This window comes from Paenibacillus sp. RC67, from assembly GCF_030020805.1.
In the GTDB taxonomy this organism is placed as follows: domain Bacteria; phylum Bacillota; class Bacilli; order Paenibacillales; family NBRC-103111; genus Paenibacillus_S.
On the sequence record NZ_CP125098.1, the window covers coordinates 3426633 to 3444209 of the forward strand.

At 46.2% G+C, this 17577-nt stretch carries 14 protein-coding genes; 12 read left to right on the forward strand and 2 right to left on the reverse strand.

Annotation, left to right across the window (positions count from 1 at the left end; genetic code table 11):
* Position 1: 1 nt before the first annotated feature.
* The 3 genes from QMA13_RS15730 to QMA13_RS15740 are packed head-to-tail and all read left to right on the forward strand — an operon-like array spanning position 2 to position 4335.
* Positions 2-1459 (forward strand): sulfatase family protein, encoded by a 1458-nt coding sequence (locus QMA13_RS15730; RefSeq protein ID WP_282942516.1) that lies wholly within the window; start codon positions 2-4, stop codon positions 1457-1459.
* A 12-nt stretch (positions 1460-1471) separates the two neighbouring features.
* A complete protein-coding gene (locus tag QMA13_RS15735) occupies positions 1472-2977 on the forward strand; it encodes a bifunctional metallophosphatase/5'-nucleotidase (protein ID WP_282942517.1) in 1506 nt (501 codons plus the stop codon).
* A 59-nt stretch (positions 2978-3036) separates the two neighbouring features.
* Positions 3037-4335 carry an NCS2 family permease gene (locus QMA13_RS15740; RefSeq protein WP_282942518.1) on the forward strand — a complete coding sequence of 433 codons (1299 nt, stop codon included), beginning with the start codon at positions 3037-3039 and terminating at the stop codon, positions 4333-4335.
* Positions 4336-4460: 125 nt separating this feature from the next.
* Here the strand turns inward: QMA13_RS15740 and QMA13_RS15745 are convergent, their stop codons facing one another.
* Complete coding sequence (locus QMA13_RS15745; protein ID WP_282942519.1) at positions 4461-6074, reverse strand: type 2 periplasmic-binding domain-containing protein; 1614 nt, start codon at positions 6072-6074, stop codon at positions 4461-4463.
* A 314-nt stretch (positions 6075-6388) separates the two neighbouring features.
* Here QMA13_RS15745 and QMA13_RS15750 point away from each other — a divergent pair, with 314 nt between their 5' ends.
* From QMA13_RS15750 to QMA13_RS15790, 9 genes are all read left to right on the forward strand, one after another.
* The gene (locus QMA13_RS15750; RefSeq protein WP_282942520.1) at positions 6389-8620 is read left to right on the forward strand and encodes a helix-turn-helix domain-containing protein; all 2232 of its coding nucleotides are present in this window, start codon (positions 6389-6391) and stop codon (positions 8618-8620) included.
* A 405-nt stretch (positions 8621-9025) separates the two neighbouring features.
* A complete protein-coding gene (locus QMA13_RS15755) occupies positions 9026-9625 on the forward strand; it encodes a hypothetical protein (RefSeq protein WP_282942521.1) in 600 nt (199 codons plus the stop codon).
* Between the two features lie 2 nt (positions 9626-9627).
* On the forward strand, positions 9628-11103 hold the full coding sequence (locus QMA13_RS15760; protein WP_282942522.1) for a hypothetical protein: 1476 nt from the start codon (positions 9628-9630) through the stop codon (positions 11101-11103).
* Between the two features lie 77 nt (positions 11104-11180).
* The gene (locus tag QMA13_RS15765; protein ID WP_282942523.1) at positions 11181-12143 is read left to right on the forward strand and encodes a dihydrodipicolinate synthase family protein; all 963 of its coding nucleotides are present in this window, start codon (positions 11181-11183) and stop codon (positions 12141-12143) included.
* Positions 12133-13767, forward strand: coding sequence for an extracellular solute-binding protein (locus tag QMA13_RS15770; RefSeq protein ID WP_282942524.1), 1635 nt, complete (start codon positions 12133-12135; stop codon positions 13765-13767). Before QMA13_RS15765 ends, QMA13_RS15770 begins: the two co-directional genes overlap by 11 nt.
* Positions 13768-13810: 43 nt before the next feature.
* Entirely contained in the window at positions 13811-14767 is a 957-nt protein-coding gene (locus QMA13_RS15775) for an ABC transporter permease (protein ID WP_282942525.1), read from the forward strand.
* Between the two features lie 10 nt (positions 14768-14777).
* Positions 14778-15680 (forward strand): carbohydrate ABC transporter permease, encoded by a 903-nt coding sequence (locus QMA13_RS15780; protein ID WP_282942526.1) that lies wholly within the window; start codon positions 14778-14780, stop codon positions 15678-15680.
* Between the two features lie 13 nt (positions 15681-15693).
* Complete coding sequence (locus tag QMA13_RS15785; RefSeq protein WP_282942527.1) at positions 15694-16023, forward strand: sialidase family protein; 330 nt, start codon at positions 15694-15696, stop codon at positions 16021-16023.
* Positions 16024-16091: 68 nt separating this feature from the next.
* Entirely contained in the window at positions 16092-16910 is an 819-nt protein-coding gene (locus tag QMA13_RS15790; RefSeq protein ID WP_282942528.1) for a hypothetical protein, read from the forward strand.
* A 100-nt stretch (positions 16911-17010) separates the two neighbouring features.
* Here QMA13_RS15790 and QMA13_RS15795 read toward each other — a convergent pair whose 3' ends face one another.
* Positions 17011-17439, reverse strand: a complete 429-nt coding sequence (locus QMA13_RS15795; RefSeq protein ID WP_282942529.1) for a PH domain-containing protein — start codon at positions 17437-17439, stop codon at positions 17011-17013.
* Positions 17440-17577 lie beyond the last annotated feature (138 nt).

The window sequence follows — 17577 nt, forward strand, 5'->3', positions numbered from 1 at the left end:
TATGAACCGGAATCAGCCGAACATTGTATTTATTTTAACTGACGATCAAGGCCCTTGGGCACTAGGATGCGCAGGCAACCCAGAGATCAGGACACCTAACCTGGACCGGCTTGCAGAGCAAGGAATCCGATTCGAGAATTTTTTCTGCAGCTCTCCGGTATGCGCACCTGCTCGTGCAACCATTCTGACAGGGAAAATGCCCTCGCAGCATGGGGTTCATGATTTTATCCGGGAGAATGACAATCCGCATCTACAATATTTGGATGGCCATACGGCCTATACAGAGCTTCTTGCTAAAGCGGGATATGTATGCGGTATCAGCGGCAAATGGGGCTTGTGTAATGATTACGCGCCACAAAAGGGATTTTCCCATTGGTACACCTACATTTATGATGGAGGTCATTACTTCGATCCGACGATGGTACGCAATGGGGAAGCAGTGAAGGAAACAGGGTACTTAACGGACTTGATCACTCAGGATGCTATGGCATTTATCGATAAGCAGGCTCGGGAGGACCAGCCGTTTTATATAAGCGTTCATTATACGGCTCCCCACCATCTATGGGTCGGAGAGCATCCTAAGGAATATGTGGAGATGTATGACGATTGTCTGTTCGAGACTTGTCCGCAGGAGCCGGAGCATCCTTGGTTTCTGGAACTGACGAATCCTTCAGATGTACGAACGAATCCACGAGACAATCTGAAGGGCTATTTCGCGGCGGTTACTGCGATGGATTATAATGTCGGCTTGCTCATGGAGCAGCTGGAGCGACTGAATCTTCGTGAGAATACGCTAATCTGCTTTATGAGTGATAACGGCTTCAGCTGCGGTCAGGGCGGAATATGGGGCAAAGGAAACGGAACGTACCCACAGAACATGTACGAAAATTCAGTGAAAGTTCCTGCCATTTTCAGCCATCCGGGTCGCATTCCGCAAGGCCGCGTTCATTCGGCACTGCTAAGTCAATATGATGTTATGCCAACTCTTCTGGAGTATGCATCTATTGATAATCCCCAAGCGGATCCATTACCAGGACACAGCTTTCTGACTATTTTGGAAGGGATGGGCTGCGATGAACGGCGCCATGTAGTCGTCTATGACGAATATGGCCCGGTAAGAATGATACGTACTCAGCGTTATAAATATATTCATCGATACCCCTTCGGACCGTTTGAATTTTATGATCTGGATCATGATCCAAAGGAATGTACTAATTTGTACGATCATCCCGAGTATCAGGAACGGATTCGAACATTACGGAATCAGTTGGATTGTTGGTTCCTTCAGTACGTCGACCCGGCTATAGACGGCGCGCGGTTGCCTGTAACCGGGACGGGGCAAAGCAATCTGGTAGGGCCAGATGTTTCTGGTCAGCCTGCATTTAACCAAAATGCGAGATTGTTTAAGGAGAAGCAAAACGCGGAGCGGCTGAAAAGGTCAGCTTTAAACAAAGAATAGGGGAGAATGCGAATGTCGAACCCAATAGAACTAACCATTTTGTATACTAATGATTTCCATGCACAAGATAAGCCTGTGAAAGCAACGTGGATCGAGGGGGAACCTATGATGGGCGGCGCTGCTTACATGGCTTCCTATATCAACGAGATACGGGCAAGTGAACCGAATGTCCTTGTCCTGGACGCCGGGGATATTATCACTGGTCCTGCGATCAGCTTTCTTACGAATGGAGAGGCTCCAGTCGATTTATTTAATGCTATCGGATTTGATGCCTCCTGCATCGGAAACCATGAATTTGATCACGGGGTTCCTAATGCAAGGAAACTGGTCGCTCAAGCGCAATTTCCTTTTTTATCAGGCAGCATATTCTATAAAGGAACTAATATTTTATTTGCCAAACCATATGAAATATTGGAAAAGGGCGGCTTGAAAATCGCAGTGATCGGCATTCATGGGAAAAAAGCCGGCTATGAAACGATACAAGTCGATCTAGTTCAAGATCTGGACTTCCGAGAACAGGAGTCGCTTCTGCAAGAATATGTAAACCTGTTGAGACCCCATGTGGATCTGGTTATTGTGCTTGCCCATGAAGGAGTTCCTGCCGAGCAATCGACCACAGATCGCGAGGTTCATGTAGAGGAAGATTTTGAAGAGGATGTGCGCATGTGTCGTAACATCAAAGGCATTGACTTAATGATTACAGGGCATGCCCACAAATCCATCCTAAAGCCTTATTTAGTAAAGGAAACGGGAACAATGCTTTGTTCAACTCGTGGACTTGGTACGTTCGTCGGTTATTTGAAGCTGAAGGTTGACAAGTCGATAAGGAAGATTACTTCATATGAAGGACATCTGGAGCCGATTTATTCGGACCAGATCAAACCGGATCCAGTCGTTGCGGCACGTGTGCAGTATTGGGATGATCGTCTGAAGCAGCTAATCGATCAAAAAATCGGTTACGCCGAGGAGGCGCTAACCCGGAATTATTTTGGCGAATCGGTGCTTGGGAACATCATTACCGATGCCGTTCGACTCTATACAGAGGCGGATGTAGTATTCACAAACCCTGGGGGCTTACGTGCGGACGTAGAACAGGGAGATATCACGGTCGGACATATCATTAGTGTCGTTCCATTCAACAATAATGTTCTCGTCATGGATATGACAGGGCGTGAACTGAAGGAAGTACTGGAGCAAAGCGCAAGAATGAGTGCCGGGGTACTGGAGCAGTCAGGAGTGACGATAGTGATCGATCCGTCAGCCGAATCCAGCGAACGTCTCGTAGAAGTGTTGATCAACGGACAGCCACTGGATGAAAGCCGTACGTACAAAATTGCCTCTGATGATTTTACTTGCAAAGGCGGAGATGGCTTTACAGCATTTGGAGCTGCTGCTCACGTTAAAGATACTTCGATGATCATGCGTGATCTCGTGATTGAGCATATTCGAAAGCTTGGTCATATCAAGCCGATGCTTGAGAATAGGATTGTTGTCACTAATTCGGTTTCAGTATCTTAAACGTTGTTTTTGAAGCAAAGGGTGGGCGAGGGGCTAAATAGAAGGAAGGATCAGCATGAATGAGTAAACAAGCCGGTCGGATTAAGAATGCTGGAACATTGCGGACCACAGTACAAAAAGAACTCCTTGCAGGCGTCATTTCCTTTTTCACGATTGTGTATATTATTGCCGTTAATTCATCCATATTGGAGGACGCAGGTATTCCGCTTGAAGCGGGCATTATTGCTACTGCACTAACATCTTTTGTCGGCTGCCTGCTTATGGGATTATGGGCAGATTCTCCGATTATCCTAGTGCCTGGAATGGGGATCAATGCGCTGTTTACGTACACGATCGTTCAGACGATGGGACTAACATGGCAGGAAGCATTAGGTGCGGTTTGCGTGTCGGGAATCTTATTTGTTATCGTTGCCTTTACGCCGCTTGCTCTATCGATTTCACAATCCATCCCTGATTCGCTAAAAGAGGCGACAACGGTTGGCATAGGATTATTCCTTACGTTTATCGGCCTGCAAAAAGGCGGTATTGTAGTAGCCAGTGAAAAAACGTTCGTAGCGTTAGGTAATTTCGCGGACCCTCATACGATTCTGACATTGGTAACGCTGATTATTGCTCTTGTGCTGTTCATTCGCAATGTACCTGGGAATTTCCTGATTACCATAGCGGCGGGCACATTACTGGCCATTGGATTAGGTCAAGTGACTTTGAGTAAAGCTACCAGCGAGCATCTTTCGATGAAAGTATACTTGGAGGTATTTGGAGCTTTATCTTTCGATAGCATAGCCTCGGCGACATTTTGGGTTGCAGCCTTTACATTGGCGCTGGTCATTGTGTTTGAAAATATCGGAATGATTCACGGTCATCTGCGAATGGTGGAAGCTCCTCAGAAATTTACCCGCTCCTTGCAGGCTAATGCGATATCTGTTATTACTGCGGGAATTTTTGGAACGAGTCCTACAGTGTCGACAGTAGAAAGCGCCGCGGGGATATCGGCAGGGGGAAGAAAAGGACTGACTGCCATCACAACAGGCATTTTGTTCTTGGTCTCGTTGTTCTGCATTCCAGTCATTAAGCTGATTCCGGATAGTGCCATTTCTCCGATATTAATTGTTGTCGGCGGTTTAATGATTGCCGGAGTACAGCGTATCAATTTTACACAGTTCTCGGAAGGATTCCCTGCTTTTCTTATTGTGGCATTAATTCCTCTGACATACAGTATTGTCGATGGAATGGCGTTCGGTTTTATGGCTTATGTTATTTTGAAGCTGGCTATGGGGAAAGCGAAGGAAATCTCACTTCCTTTATATTTGATTGCAGGTCTGTTTCTTATTAACTTTATCTTTCACGCCCTGAGTTGAGTCTTCCCTGAATGAAGGAAGTAAAAAGAAACCAATAACCATGTTGGTGGCGTTGGTTTCTTTTCCTTTATACAACATGATGTTGGGGCTGTTTCAGCTGCAATTGCAATATTCATTGGTTAATCTTATGGTTTGTTGTAGTCATCCAGCCCTTTCTGCATGATAGCAATCATTTCATCTGCATGCATGCTTTTGAGCTTCGCGACATAGGCATCCCATTCTTGATCGACGCCTCCTTGTACGACCCATCGAATGAAGGTCTGTCTCACATAATCTTTGACATTTATCTGCAATTGTGTGAGTTTGTCGCGGTCGTCAGGTGAATAAGTTACATAATCCGGAAAAAACTTGTCGAGCGGAGCGATAACCGGTTCATACAACGCTACGGCTTTAGATCGGTAATAATTGCTGTTTCCAGGCAAGTAGCGGAGCTTAGATGCCAAATCCGGTGTAACGGCCGAGACCGCGTCCACATTGGGAACCTCACCTTCGTCTCCAGTTTCCGGCATAATGTCAAAAGTACCGTCACTATTTTTTCTCGTGCCTGCTCCGAACAAACCGTACGTTTCCTGGACAGACCAATCCGGATCAGCTAGCAGATCGGCCAAGCGTGCAGAGGCGATGGGATACTTATTATTTTTGAAAATAGTAAATTGATTATTCCGGACAATCCATGTTTGCTGCCGGTACAGCTGCCTTTGGGTGCTTTCGGCTGCGGGAGGAAGCATGGGGACATAAACGTCAGGATTGGGATTGCTGTAGGCTTCAATGGAACCGACCATCTCCGGCTTGGCTACTAGCTTGGCAAAATAGGCTCCCCAGTCGTCCGTAAATACTTCGGGAGGAATCAAACCGTCCTTATAGAGCCGATGCAAATAAGCCAAGGGCTTTTTGATCTCGGGGTTGAGTGCTTGGAAGAGGACTTTGCCGTTCTCGACCGCCACATAGGTGTCATCCGGTACCAAGAGGCCGAAGGAGCCGCCATATAAATCCAGTTGACCGCCTACGTATTGATCCCAGCGAAAATAATAGGGAATCACATCTTTCGGAATAACTCCGTTGCCGGCATTTGCTTTAAACTGTCCTAGGGCATACGCAAATTGCTCGGTAGTCGACGGAATCTCCAAGCCGAGCTGATCTAACCATTTCTTGTTGATCAACCATTGATCGCGTATGCCCAAATAAACGGGATTTTGTTGAACAAGCCCTAAGCTGTAAATGCTACCGTCTGCGGCTGTCATCGCCTTTTTTGCCGCTGGATTTGACTCGAGCGCTTTTATCCAATTGGGTGCATACTGCAGCAGGCTTGAAAAAGGGATGATGTCCCCGGCACTTTGCGCAGTGGCGATTTGATGCGCAGATGCGTCGGAACGAAGCAGGAGATCTGGATACTGACGCGAAGCAAACATTAAATTCAATTTATCCCTATTATCGACGGAGATTTGCTTAATATCGAGATGAATTCCGCTCTTCTTCTCCAGTTCCTGAAAAAACTTCGATTGATTGTAGTCACCTTTATAGGAAGTAACCACCACGGTTTTCAGTGTAATGGGCTGATTGACAATAGGATATCCGGTCAAATTGACGGCGATGCCGTTCTCCATGATCTGGTTGCCGGTCGTTTCTACGTAGCTGCCTGAAGCGTTGTTGGAATTAGAAATGACCGATTGTTTACATCCCGATAAGAAGATGGCATTCCATAATGTGACGATGAGAAGCAAACCGGCTTTATTGTTCACGACTCTATCTCCCCTTTCACTTATGGTTCATCGGTTATTTCTATATCTCTAAATATCCTAACAATAACAAAAAGAATATCGCTTAGTAAATATGCGATTGTAGAGACATGGTTCATTGTTCTAAAAAGGCAAATCCATGATGGATGAAATATACAATGAATGAAGGATATGCTATATTGAATACGACCAACCTTGAAAGCGTAATCAATTCTTGATTGCGAACAGAATTCTGTGAACGCATCATGATGGAATGCAAGAGCGTAAGAAGCTACCAAAGCGGGGTGTAACTATTGTTCTGGCCACAACGAAACGTTTTGCAAACAAACCGACTGTTTCTGCGCTATTTGTTTTCGTATATGCTGGTATTGGCTATTCCTCTCTCGATCATCACCCTACTGGTTTACAATTACTTTTTCCATCAGTTGAAAGAAGAAGTAATCAAGAATAACGTCAATATTCTCCAACACGTCGTAACTGCGGTAGATCATCATATTGCAGGCATGAATACGGTTGCCTACCAAATTTATAACAATCCGGACCTTACCACACAGCAAATCAGTGATGGCCCGTATACTACTTCCAAAGGGATTCGCCAATTAAAAAGCTATATTTCCGGAAATAACTTTATAAGCGATGTCGTCGTTTATTACAAACAATTAAATAAATTTGTTTCCTCAACGAGGACTTATACCATGAAAGAATTTTTGGCAGTCTATTATGGAGGTGCGGTTTCAGAGGAGCAATTTTTAACCGCAGCCCGAGACATAGACGGCAATGGGGTGTGGGTACCGGATAGTGACGCCGGCGGAGGAGAATTGGGCCAGGTTGTAAGCTATCTTGTACCCAACAGCTCTAATTACGACAAACGCATGGTATTGTTTATTATCAAACAGCATGCTTTTGAACAAATGATGAGCAGCAATAAAGGCAATATCATAGCAATAAATCCGGAGCGCAAGATCGTCGCTGCGTCGAAAGAGAATAATCGACCTCAAGAACAGGATTTAATGAATTTCATTCAACCGGGTCAGACCGAACATTCTCTTATCACGAATATAGGTTCCTCGTCCCATTTTGTTTCTTACATCCAGTCCTCGGAAACCGGCTGGAGCTATTTTATGGTCATGCCCGTAAAAGAAGCAATGAGCCAAGTATATGCCGCCAAGGATGCTTTCCTTGGAGCACTTCTAGTTATTGTGCTTGCAGGTGGAATGGCCATCTTGTTCAACATGCGCTTAAACTATCGGCCTATTCGCCAGCTGCGCTTGTTTGCTGAAAGGGAGACAGGAAGTGTAGCGGAAACCGGAAATGAGTTCGATGCGGTAAGGATGACAATAAACCGGATCAATCATACGAATAAGATACTGAAAGATCAGGTCAAGAGCAATCATAGCGCAGTTAAAGATTACCTGTTGACCCATCTGCTCAGCGGGGTTTTCCCGCATGCCGAAGCGTTTAACGAAAAAGGCAGTGATTTTGGCCTTTCCTTTAGCCATCCATTCTTTCGTGTCGTTATCTTCTCAGCTGCTGCTTTGGAACCGCAGCAGAAAGTGACGGCTTCTATGCTTCCTGCACTATTGGAACAGGTGCTTCCTAGCGAAATCGAAGGCTATGGCCGCATAAATATCGACAATCGCTTGATTTTCATACTGGCCTGCGGCCGGGAATCGGACCGTCAAATGCTGCAGAATACCTTAGCGGATATGCAGCAGCTATTAACGAATGAGCTGCACTCTCATGTTGCGGTTGGTGTCGGCAATCCGTACGAGGCAGCAGGACAGATCGGCAAATCGTGTCTTGAAGCGTACACGGCGCTCGATTACCGATTGGTCAAGGGAACAGATCAAATCATTTACTTTGAAGACATCCGTATCGCCGCCGGATCTGGTTTTCCTTACCCGGTAGAAGAACTAAGAGCGCTGGAGATTTCTATTATAGAAGGTAATACGGACCAAATTTCCTTCATTGTGGAGGAGCTTGTGAGCAAAATAACCGAGTGTGACATAGCATTGTTCGAAGCCCGTTGTCTATGCTTCGATATTATCAATACGGTGCTGAAAGCGATGCAGCAGATCAATAAAAAGTTCGTAGGCCTAGACAAAGGAGATATAGACGTCCTATCCCTAGCCCAATTTGAAACGGTGAAAGAGCTTGGACAGAGCATCACGGATGTTTGTCAGACTCTGTGCAATTACATTAAAGATAATCGCGAGAAGCAGGATGACGAGCTGCTGCGGCAATGGGTCGCCTATTTAGAAACGAACTATCACGATACGAACTTTACAGTTCAGAGCATGGCAGATCATTTTAACATGTCTCTTTCCAACTTAAGCTATTATTTCAAGAAATGCTTCGGCCAAAGCATTTCCGATTACATCAATTATCTGCGTATTGAAAAAGCAAAACAGCTTCTAAGCTCGACCAAGAAACCGCTGATTGAGATTATTTCTGAGATCGGCTATTGCGACGTATCCAGTTTCGTTCGGAAGTTTAAGAAAGAAGTTGGGACGACTCCGGGAGGGTTTCGCAAGTACAAAAGTATTTAAGGGGTACAAAATTGTACTTATGCCATACAATAGAAATGGATAGACCGGCTTTCCGATAGCGCATCATCGATGCCTAATCGGGAGCCGGTTCTTTTGTTGCGGGCAGCTATACAGAAGGCGGTATATCCATTTGGCAGCAAGTTAGAGGTTATGCTGCTTGGGCAAACAGGCTTTGCTGAAGAATGGCATATCGCCATTTAACGGCCTATTTACGTTTTCAGCGTACATCTGCTAGCTTGAAAAAGCGATCGATTCGTAATATGCATATGCAAACGATTACAATTCACACGCATTATTTCTGCAGGAGGAACTAAATAGCGAGCATGATTTTACAAGCTTTTGGATGGACAAGAGAGCTAGCCTATGTTCTCGTGATGCTTTAAACATGCTGAGGAGGAAAGAAACATGACCGATGAGAAGGATTCCGATGAGAAAGATTTAAAGGAGACGTTAACCCGAAGAAAACTGCTTGCTTCAATGGGCATGGCCGGAGTAGCAGCACTTCTATATGGAGTTTCTGCAGGAGGAGCAAGTGCCAGGGAATCCTCCTCCGTCTCTGATACTGTTTATGGAAATCATGGTGAACCGGATCATCCGGCAGGCAGTTTTATCCGAGCCCGTGGTGTGTTCAGACCTCAGGTACGAATCACGCAGGAGTGGGAAGTGCTGGAAGTAACCACACCAGATGGCATCACAACCGGATATCGGTGGGCCGGAGCACGACCGCACACGACTACAGCAGATAACCCGCTTGCTGACGGAGGCATTAGTGAAAGCGCATGGATGGCTGTATATCAGACTGGGCTTGAAAAAGCATTGGGCCAAACCAGCGGTGCAAGCTTGATTGGTGGCGTCAAACCGATCTGGCGCGTTGATGATTCGGGTTTATGGCTCACGGATCCGACTGCAGCGGTCAAGTCTGTTCTGGAATTAGCAGCCGAGAAGGGGGGACGGTGCTGCTTCCCGCCGGTACGTACGACTTTACAGCATCGGGAGGTAATATAGACTTGCCTCCAAATGTAATTATTTGCGGAGAAGGGGTTGGCGTTACAAACCTACAGTGGAATGGGGCAGGCTGCTTGTTCCGTTACTGGAGAAATTCGACCACGTGGAGCGGAGCTGTAGGTACTAGCCATGCCATTACGGATTTATCCATAAACGGAGGAAACAATCCAAATTCGATTGCAGTTGAAATCTCGGATACGTATGGGTTCAAGCTTCGCAATGTAAGTCTGTACGGTTTTACAGGCGGCGATGGCCTTGTACTACATACCCGTAATTTCTGGGTTGAAGGAACGACACTGGAAAATGTCTCAATCAGTAACTGTAAGCGCCATATCGTATTCAAACGTCAACCGGGAACATCTAACATGCCATCGTATGGCTATACTACGTTCCGCAATGTCTCCCTAAATGTTCGGGATGGTCAGATCGGGATGCTAGTCGGAGACAATGCTTATAACAACGCTCTGCATGAAATATATAATGCCATTTTGGAAGTGAATATTTGGACATCAGGTGGCTCGATTGGCATTAGATTTGGCAAAAATGGCACTATTCGTGACTCGAGCGGTATTTTCAGATGCGAGACGCCGCCGGAAGGAGCGGGATTTACTGGCAGATTCATCCAAATCGATGATCCGGAAACGTCTGGAATCATTAATTTCGACGGGCCGGTAAGAACCTCTCATTTAAGCAAAGCGGAGGATTGGAAAAATACATGGCGCGATCTTCGATACCAGAAGCTTCGGGATATAGGTGAACCTAAGCCCGGTGTACAAAACTATGCTCAATGGTTTCGGGTGTGTCGTATAGGAACGGATAAATCGTTATTCAGCGGTCGAGTCAGAACGGTTACAGATTACGGCAAAGCATCTTACCGTACTGCATCAGCCGAATTTGCTTTCGGAGTTAGAGGCAATGAGGCGGGAGGGTTTAAACCAGTATTTACGGTTGACGGAGACGGGTTTAACGGATCGGGGGATTTGTTCGCGAAATTTGCTGTGTATGCCGACGCTGCCGGTAATTACTGGCTGTATTTTCGTCGTCCCAAATATACGAACTATTGCGTGTTTGAGTACACATACGACTTGTATCCGCAAGGCACGTTCGAATATTGGGATAAGGTAGATTCGCCGGAGACGGATACTGCTTTGACCAAAGTGTGGGACTCTGTATCGTACCCGTCGCAATCCTCATATATCGGTGATGAAATTGTATTCACAGGGCAGCGGTCTATCGTTACGGTAAACGGCGGCAATATCACTTACTATGTACCCCACCTGCTAGGCATTGCCCCTGAGTGGTATATGGCTTCGGCGTTATCAGCCGATGCCAATATGACTGGAATTTCTTCGGTTACCGCCGACAAGAGCAACATCACAATCACATTTAAATCCGTGACACCTGCCGGGTCCGGAAACATCATAATGGCAGTAGAATGGGGGAGAAAGCAGTTTAACAACCGGTTTAGGCCATCGTGATAGAACGTAAAGGCTAGACGAAACATTCTGTTGAAATGGAGTCTGAAGCACAATACAGGAAAAAAGGGGTACGAAACATGTTGAAGGATGGCGTCTGGCCTACAATGATTACACCGTTTACGGAAACGAAAGAAATCGATTACGAAGCGCTGGAGCACCTGATCGAATGGTACATTGCCAAAGGCGTCGACGGCCTCTTCGCGGTATGCCAATCGAGCGAAATGTTTCATTTATCGCTGGATGAACGGGTGCAACTGGCCCGGTTTGTGGTCGAACAGGCGGCAGGACGCGTTCAGGTCATCGCCTCGGGACATATATCGGATTCGCTGCAGGATCAGGCGAAAGAAATAGGTGCCATATCGGCGACAGGGATCGATGCTTTTGTCATCGTCAGCAATCGGCTAGCTGGAAAGGAAGAACCTGACGACGTTTGGAAGCGACATGCTGAGCAGCTGCTGCGCCAAATCCCTGAGACGATCTTCGGCATCTACGAGTGTCCACATCCTTATAAGCGGCTGCTAACTCCCGAGCTGCTTCGGTGGTGCGCGGATACCGAGCGGTTCCTGTTTTTGAAGGATACCAGTTGTGATCCCGATCAGCTTACAACCAAACTGGACGCCGTTCAGGGGACCCGGCTAAAACTATTCAACGCAAATGCAGCCACTCTGCTGATGTCGCTGCAGGCCGGGGCATCCGGATACAGCGGGGTGATGGCCAATTTCCACCCCGACTTGTACGTCAGCCTGATGCGGCTAGTGCGGAGCCGACCTGAAGCAGCAGCCAGGCTGCAGCAATTCCTCGGCTTGGCGTCAAGCATAGAACGCCAGCCTTATCCGCTAAATGCCAAATATTATCTGGGCTTGGAAGGCTTGCCCATCCAACTGCAGGCTCGTTCCAGCAATACCGGAAGCCTGACCGCTTCGATGAAGCTGGAAATTGAGCAGCTGAGAGGTATGGAGCGTGAGATTCGAACAATGGTAGATGCTGCTTTATTGCAAAACCATAGATCTATACAAGGGGGACTATTCGATGGGGAATAAAGCTATTGCCAGCATACTAAGTACCGTGCTCATCGGTGGAACATTGATAGGCTGTACGGATACAAAGAATTCTGAGAATCAACCTGAACATGAGATTTCCGATAGCACCAAGCTGGACGGCGGAATAACGAACGCAACGGGATATCCAATCACCAAAGAACCGATTACATTAACGGTAGGAATTGCGTATGGTGCCCATATGGGTGATATTACCAAGTATAGTATATGGAAAAAAATAGAAGAAAAAACGAATATAAAGATTAACTTGAAACTATACAGTGATGTGGAAAAAACAAATTTGATGTTCAGCAGCCGTGATTATCCGGATATCGGGCTAAGAATGGACGCTTCGGATCAGTCCATGACCGATGCTATCGAAGCCGGAGATATAATCGGTATCGATAAATTATTGCCCTATACCCCAACATGGCAAAAATTTTTTAGTGCAAACCCCGGCTTGAAGCTTCAGGCGATGATGCCGGACGGCAAATTATACGGCTTTCCTTACGCGGTTATTAATGAAACCTCCTATAATTTGCGCGATCAATGGTTTATCAACCAAAAATGGTTGGATGAGCTCGGACTTCAGATTCCCAAGACGACGGAAGAATTTAAAAACGTGCTCTTGGCTTTCAAAAATAATGCAGGAAAAGGTTCGATCCCTAAAAACGTCATTCCATACTACGCTCTATATGGCAGTAATATCGGCGGTCAGTTTGACATTTACGGGACATTTGGCGTGTATATCCCCGGCAGCTACTTTATTGTGGAGGACGGAAAGTTCAAATCGCAGGCGACGAATCCCGACTTGAAGGAACCGATCCAATATATGGCTGATTTATATAAAAATGGACTGATGGTTCCGGAAGCCTTCACCGATGACTGGGGCAAATATACGGCAGCCATTTCATCCAATCCTCCTTTAGTCGGTTCAATGACCTCATTCTTGGACCAAGGGCAAAATAGCACGGACGGTAAGTGGTGGTATCCAATGGCCCCTTTGAAGTCGCCTAATGGCAAGGATCCTTATATTCGCCGACAAACGAAAAGCATTTGGCCGAGAAACTTCGTTATCTTCAAAAACAACAAGTATCCCGTTGCATCAGCAAGACTAGCGGAGTTGCTGGCCGATCCGGAGTGGTCTTTATCGGAAAACTACGGAAGTCAGGGTGTGATGTGGAAGAAAAATGCGGAAGGCAAATATGAGTTATTGACGCCGGCGTCTGAGGTTGCGGATGCGGATAAGGGACTAGGTAACTACGGTATAGCGCTTCTTGACGAAGATATGTTCAATAACAAGATCGTCAATACCAATTTTACAAAAGAAGGTACGCGAGAGTGGGCATATATAAATATTTATAAGAAATTTTTGCCAGCCAAGGAACTGAACTTTCCTCCCTTGCCAAGCGGACTGTTGAGCGAGACGGAAAAGCTGAGAATGGCCGATTTAAGTAAGTCAATCAACGATTACATCAAAACGACGGTTGCAGGCTGGATTTCCGGAAAAGGAAGCGTCGATGCCGATTGGGATGCTTATACCAAAAAGCTGAAAGACCTTGGGCTGGATGAGTACATACAACTGAATCAAAAACAACTAGACGCTGCAAACAAGCTTAGAAAATAATTTGGTCTTTAAGGTCCGCATTGGCAGAAAGGAAATGAGAACCATGAATCCGGATCAAGTTATAGCTACGAGCACTTCTGTTAGATTGTTCAGTAAAAAGCTTCATAAGGTCAAAGAAAATGTCGGTCTATATTTTCTTGTGCTGCCTGCACTGATCTATGTGATTCTTTTCGACTATGTGCCCTTATATGGAGTTCTGATTGCGTTTGAGAATTTCAAGCCTATCAAAGGAATATGGGGAAGCGACTGGGTGGGGCTGTATCATTTTCAGCGATTATTTAAATTGGATCTATTCTGGATGCTGATCAAAAACACATTGTCTTTAAGTCTGTACTCCTTGGTGGCAGGGTTTCCGATGCCTATCATCCTTGCCTTGGCGCTGCATAGCGCCGCAAGCAAGAAGTTTAAGCATATCGTGCAAACGGTAACGTACGCGCCTCATTTTATTTCGATGGTCATTTTGGTGGGAATGCTGAATGTCTTTCTTTCCCCTAGATTAGGAATCGTCAGTCAATTACTTAATTCTATCGGGGTTATCGACGGGCCGCTCATGATATTGACGAATCCGGATGCTTTTGCGCATCTCTACGTCTGGTCGGGCATTTGGCAGGGAATGGGCTGGGGAAGCATCATTTACTTGGCTGCGTTATCGGGAGTAGACCCTTCATTGCATGAGGCGGCAACCGTAGACGGCGCCAATAAGTTTCAACGGGCCTGGTATATCGATCTGCCTTCCATTATGCCGACCATTGTAACCTTATTGATTTTAAACTGCGGAGGTATATTGGGGGTCGGGTTCGAAAAAGCTTTTCTGATGCAAAATTCTTTGAATCTGCAATCATCGGAGGTCATCTCGACTTATGTGTACAAGGTTGGGCTGCTTCAATCTCAATTCAGCTTTTCTGCTGCGGTCGGGCTGTTCAACTCGGTTATTAATTTAGTTATGCTGCTCACCGTCAATAAATTAGCCAAGAAATTAGGCCAGACCGGCATTCTCTGAGGAGGGACCCATGAGCATCGTTGTGCGCAGAGGCAGGGCCGATAAGGTTTATGATATCGTTAATTTTACCTTTCTGGCGGTCCTATTCATCATCGTACTGTACCCGCTGTATTTTGTCGTTATCGCCTCCTTCAGCGACCCATCCGCTGTCGGAACGGGGAGGGTCTTTTTATTCCCCAAAGGGTTTAATCTAAACGGGTACGAATTGATTTTTAACTTTAAGCAGCTATGGATCGGTTATAGGAACACTGTATTGTATACGATCGGAGGGACGGCGCTTAGCGTCTCTCTGACGCTTATGACCGCTTATGCATTCTCGCGGAAGGATATGGTCGGGCGGGGATTTATCGTTACCCTGTTTATCATTCCCATGTTCATTCACGGGGGCCTTATTCCCACCTATTTGCTTGTACGAAATCTGCATATGCTGGATAATCCGTTGACTGTTATTATTTTGGGCTGCGTCAGCATGTGGAATATCATCATTACCCGGACATTTTTTCAATCCACCATCCCGCACGAGCTGTTCGAAGCTGCAAAAATGGACGGATGCGGGAACATCAGCTATTTTACTAAGGTCGTTTTACCGCTTTCCAAAGCGATTATTGCCGTACTGGTCGTATTCTCTGCGGTCGGGCAGTGGAATTCATTCTTCAATGCCCTCATTTACCTGAACGATAGAAATTTGATCCCTCTCCAATTGGTGCTGAGAGAAATCCTTACAAGTCAGACGCAAATGATGCAGCAGCTTGAAATGGGAATAGGGGATCAGGATATGGCTCAAAAAACGTTTTTGGCTGAATCCGTCAAATACGGAATTATCATCGTTTCAAGCTTGCCCGTGTTATGTATTTACCCTTTTGCCCAAAAATATTTTGTTCAGGGAGTCATGATTGGCTCGCTTAAAGGATAGGAGGTAGACGGATATGAAACCGCTCGCGGACGAGTTTGTCAAAATGTATGAATCGAATGATCCGTCATCCATTTTTTGCTATAGCCCGGGTCTCGTTCGGCTTACTTCGGGGAGGCTGGTGGCGACCATGGACATTGGAGGTCCCGGTGTGAAGCAACCCATTGGAAAAATATTCACGTCGGATGACAAGGGGAAAACGTGGATCCATCGAGGGGACTTTCCGTTTGGTCATGCAAGGCCTTTCGTTGCAGGCAAATCCCTCTATGTACTAGGCCATCATGGCGATTTAGCGATCATTCGCTCTGATGACGAGGAGAAAGCTGGACGGACCCGACATCCCTGACGAATGAAGACCAGTGGCATCAGGCGCCATGCAATGTTCATTATGCGAATGACTCGGTGTACTTGGTCATGGAGAAGCAGCTTTATGACAAAATCGAAGTTTGGGCCGTCGGCGAATTGGCGCCTGTTCTGCTGCGTGGCAAAACAGATATGGATTTGACGCAGACTGAAAACTGGACGTTCGCCTCAGAACTTGCCTTTTGTGACGCCGTTCCTACTGAGGAGTTAGATTATTTCGGAGTTCCGTTCTTTCACGCAGATCCTAAGCGGTATATCGATATCGCTCCGGGCAGGGGATGCGCAGCGGCGGGGTGGCTAGAGACCAATGTGGTGCAGTTTGTAGATCCCGATCATTATTGGCATGATCCGAGTGGGCGAACATTCCATTTATGGATGCGGGCTCATACGGGAGGAAGCGGCTATGCCGCCATCGCCAAGGTCGTCGAGCAGGAGGACGGTTCGATGATTACCAAGCTGGAGCAGGTTCCTTCTGGGAAACGGGTAGTGTACGTCCCTTGTCCGGGAGGGCAAATGAAATTTCACATCCTCTATGACGATGTGACCCGTCTTTACTGGCTATTGAGTACGCAGGCGACCGACAGCATGACCAAAGCAGAACGGCTGCCAGATGACCGCTACAATCTGCCGAACAACGAAAGGTCGAGAATGCAGCTTCATTTTTCCAAAAACTGCATCGATTGGTGCTTTGCCGGACTAGTGGTGGCAGGACCTTCGGCCAGGCAGTCCCGTCATTACGCTGCAATGGCGTTTGACGGGGAGGACCTGCATATCCTCAGCCGGTCGGGCGATGAGCGGGCTTACAGCGCACATAACGGCAATTTCATTTCTTTTCATACCGTCAAGCATTTTCGCGAGCTTGTGTATTGAAGTAAAGCTATAATGAAGAGAGAGAATACAAGTTGAAGGCATTTGCCCTCGCGATTTATTGTCGTAAGAGAAAATGCCTTCTCTTGATTCGTCTGTGCGTTTAGGCATTTAACCTTTTATGATTATGATGTGCAATGGTCAACAATGCCACATAGAAGGGCTGTAGATTGAACTTTTTTCCAAACTCAAATTTGTATGAAGAGACTTGCAGATTGGTCGCTTTATAATAAGGTGACGTTATATAATGGATCGTTAGCTCGCTGTCATCAAAGCCTGTTCCTGCGGTTTCCATAGTGACCTCATAGATAGAATCCAGATGAATAGAAGCAATTCTTGTCTTTTTGCCAGTGACGCCTTGATGGTCAATGAATATAAGTCTCTCATCTGTAACGATAAAAGTATCTCTTATAAGCTTAAATCCCATCTGAATTTTTTCATCAGGCATGAGATACGCCCCATATTGGTTCGTCAGTTCTTGGATGGACACCTCTGAATAGTTACCGAATAATCCGCTTAACAGGTTAGCCAATTCCGTTCCTCCTTCACGCTATTTGTAAAGGTCTATTCAGCAAACCAAAAAGGTATGCCCGAGGCTATAGCTATGACCAGCTAAGTTTACAACTCCTTAGGTCATAGGTATAATACATATTTATATGACTTAATATTT

What these genes read in the sequence shown, in the direction of transcription:
- QMA13_RS15735 (WP_282942517.1), top strand. Translation starts at nt 1,472, where the DNA reads ATGTCGAACCCAATAGAACTAACCATTTTGTATACTAATGATTTCCAT.
- QMA13_RS15740 (WP_282942518.1), top strand. Translation starts at nt 3,037, where the DNA reads ATGAGTAAACAAGCCGGTCGGATTAAGAATGCTGGAACATTGCGGACC.
- QMA13_RS15770 (WP_282942524.1), top strand. Translation starts at nt 12,133, where the DNA reads ATGGGGAATAAAGCTATTGCCAGCATACTAAGTACCGTGCTCATCGGT.
- QMA13_RS15785 (WP_282942527.1), top strand. Translation starts at nt 15,694, where the DNA reads ATGAAACCGCTCGCGGACGAGTTTGTCAAAATGTATGAATCGAATGAT.
- QMA13_RS15730 (WP_282942516.1), top strand. Translation starts at nt 2, where the DNA reads ATGAACCGGAATCAGCCGAACATTGTATTTATTTTAACTGACGATCAA.
- QMA13_RS15790 (WP_282942528.1), top strand. Translation starts at nt 16,092, where the DNA reads ATGGAGAAGCAGCTTTATGACAAAATCGAAGTTTGGGCCGTCGGCGAA.
- QMA13_RS15765 (WP_282942523.1), top strand. Translation starts at nt 11,181, where the DNA reads ATGTTGAAGGATGGCGTCTGGCCTACAATGATTACACCGTTTACGGAA.
- QMA13_RS15775 (WP_282942525.1), top strand. Translation starts at nt 13,811, where the DNA reads ATGAATCCGGATCAAGTTATAGCTACGAGCACTTCTGTTAGATTGTTC.
- QMA13_RS15780 (WP_282942526.1), top strand. Translation starts at nt 14,778, where the DNA reads ATGAGCATCGTTGTGCGCAGAGGCAGGGCCGATAAGGTTTATGATATC.
- QMA13_RS15755 (WP_282942521.1), top strand. Translation starts at nt 9,026, where the DNA reads ATGACCGATGAGAAGGATTCCGATGAGAAAGATTTAAAGGAGACGTTA.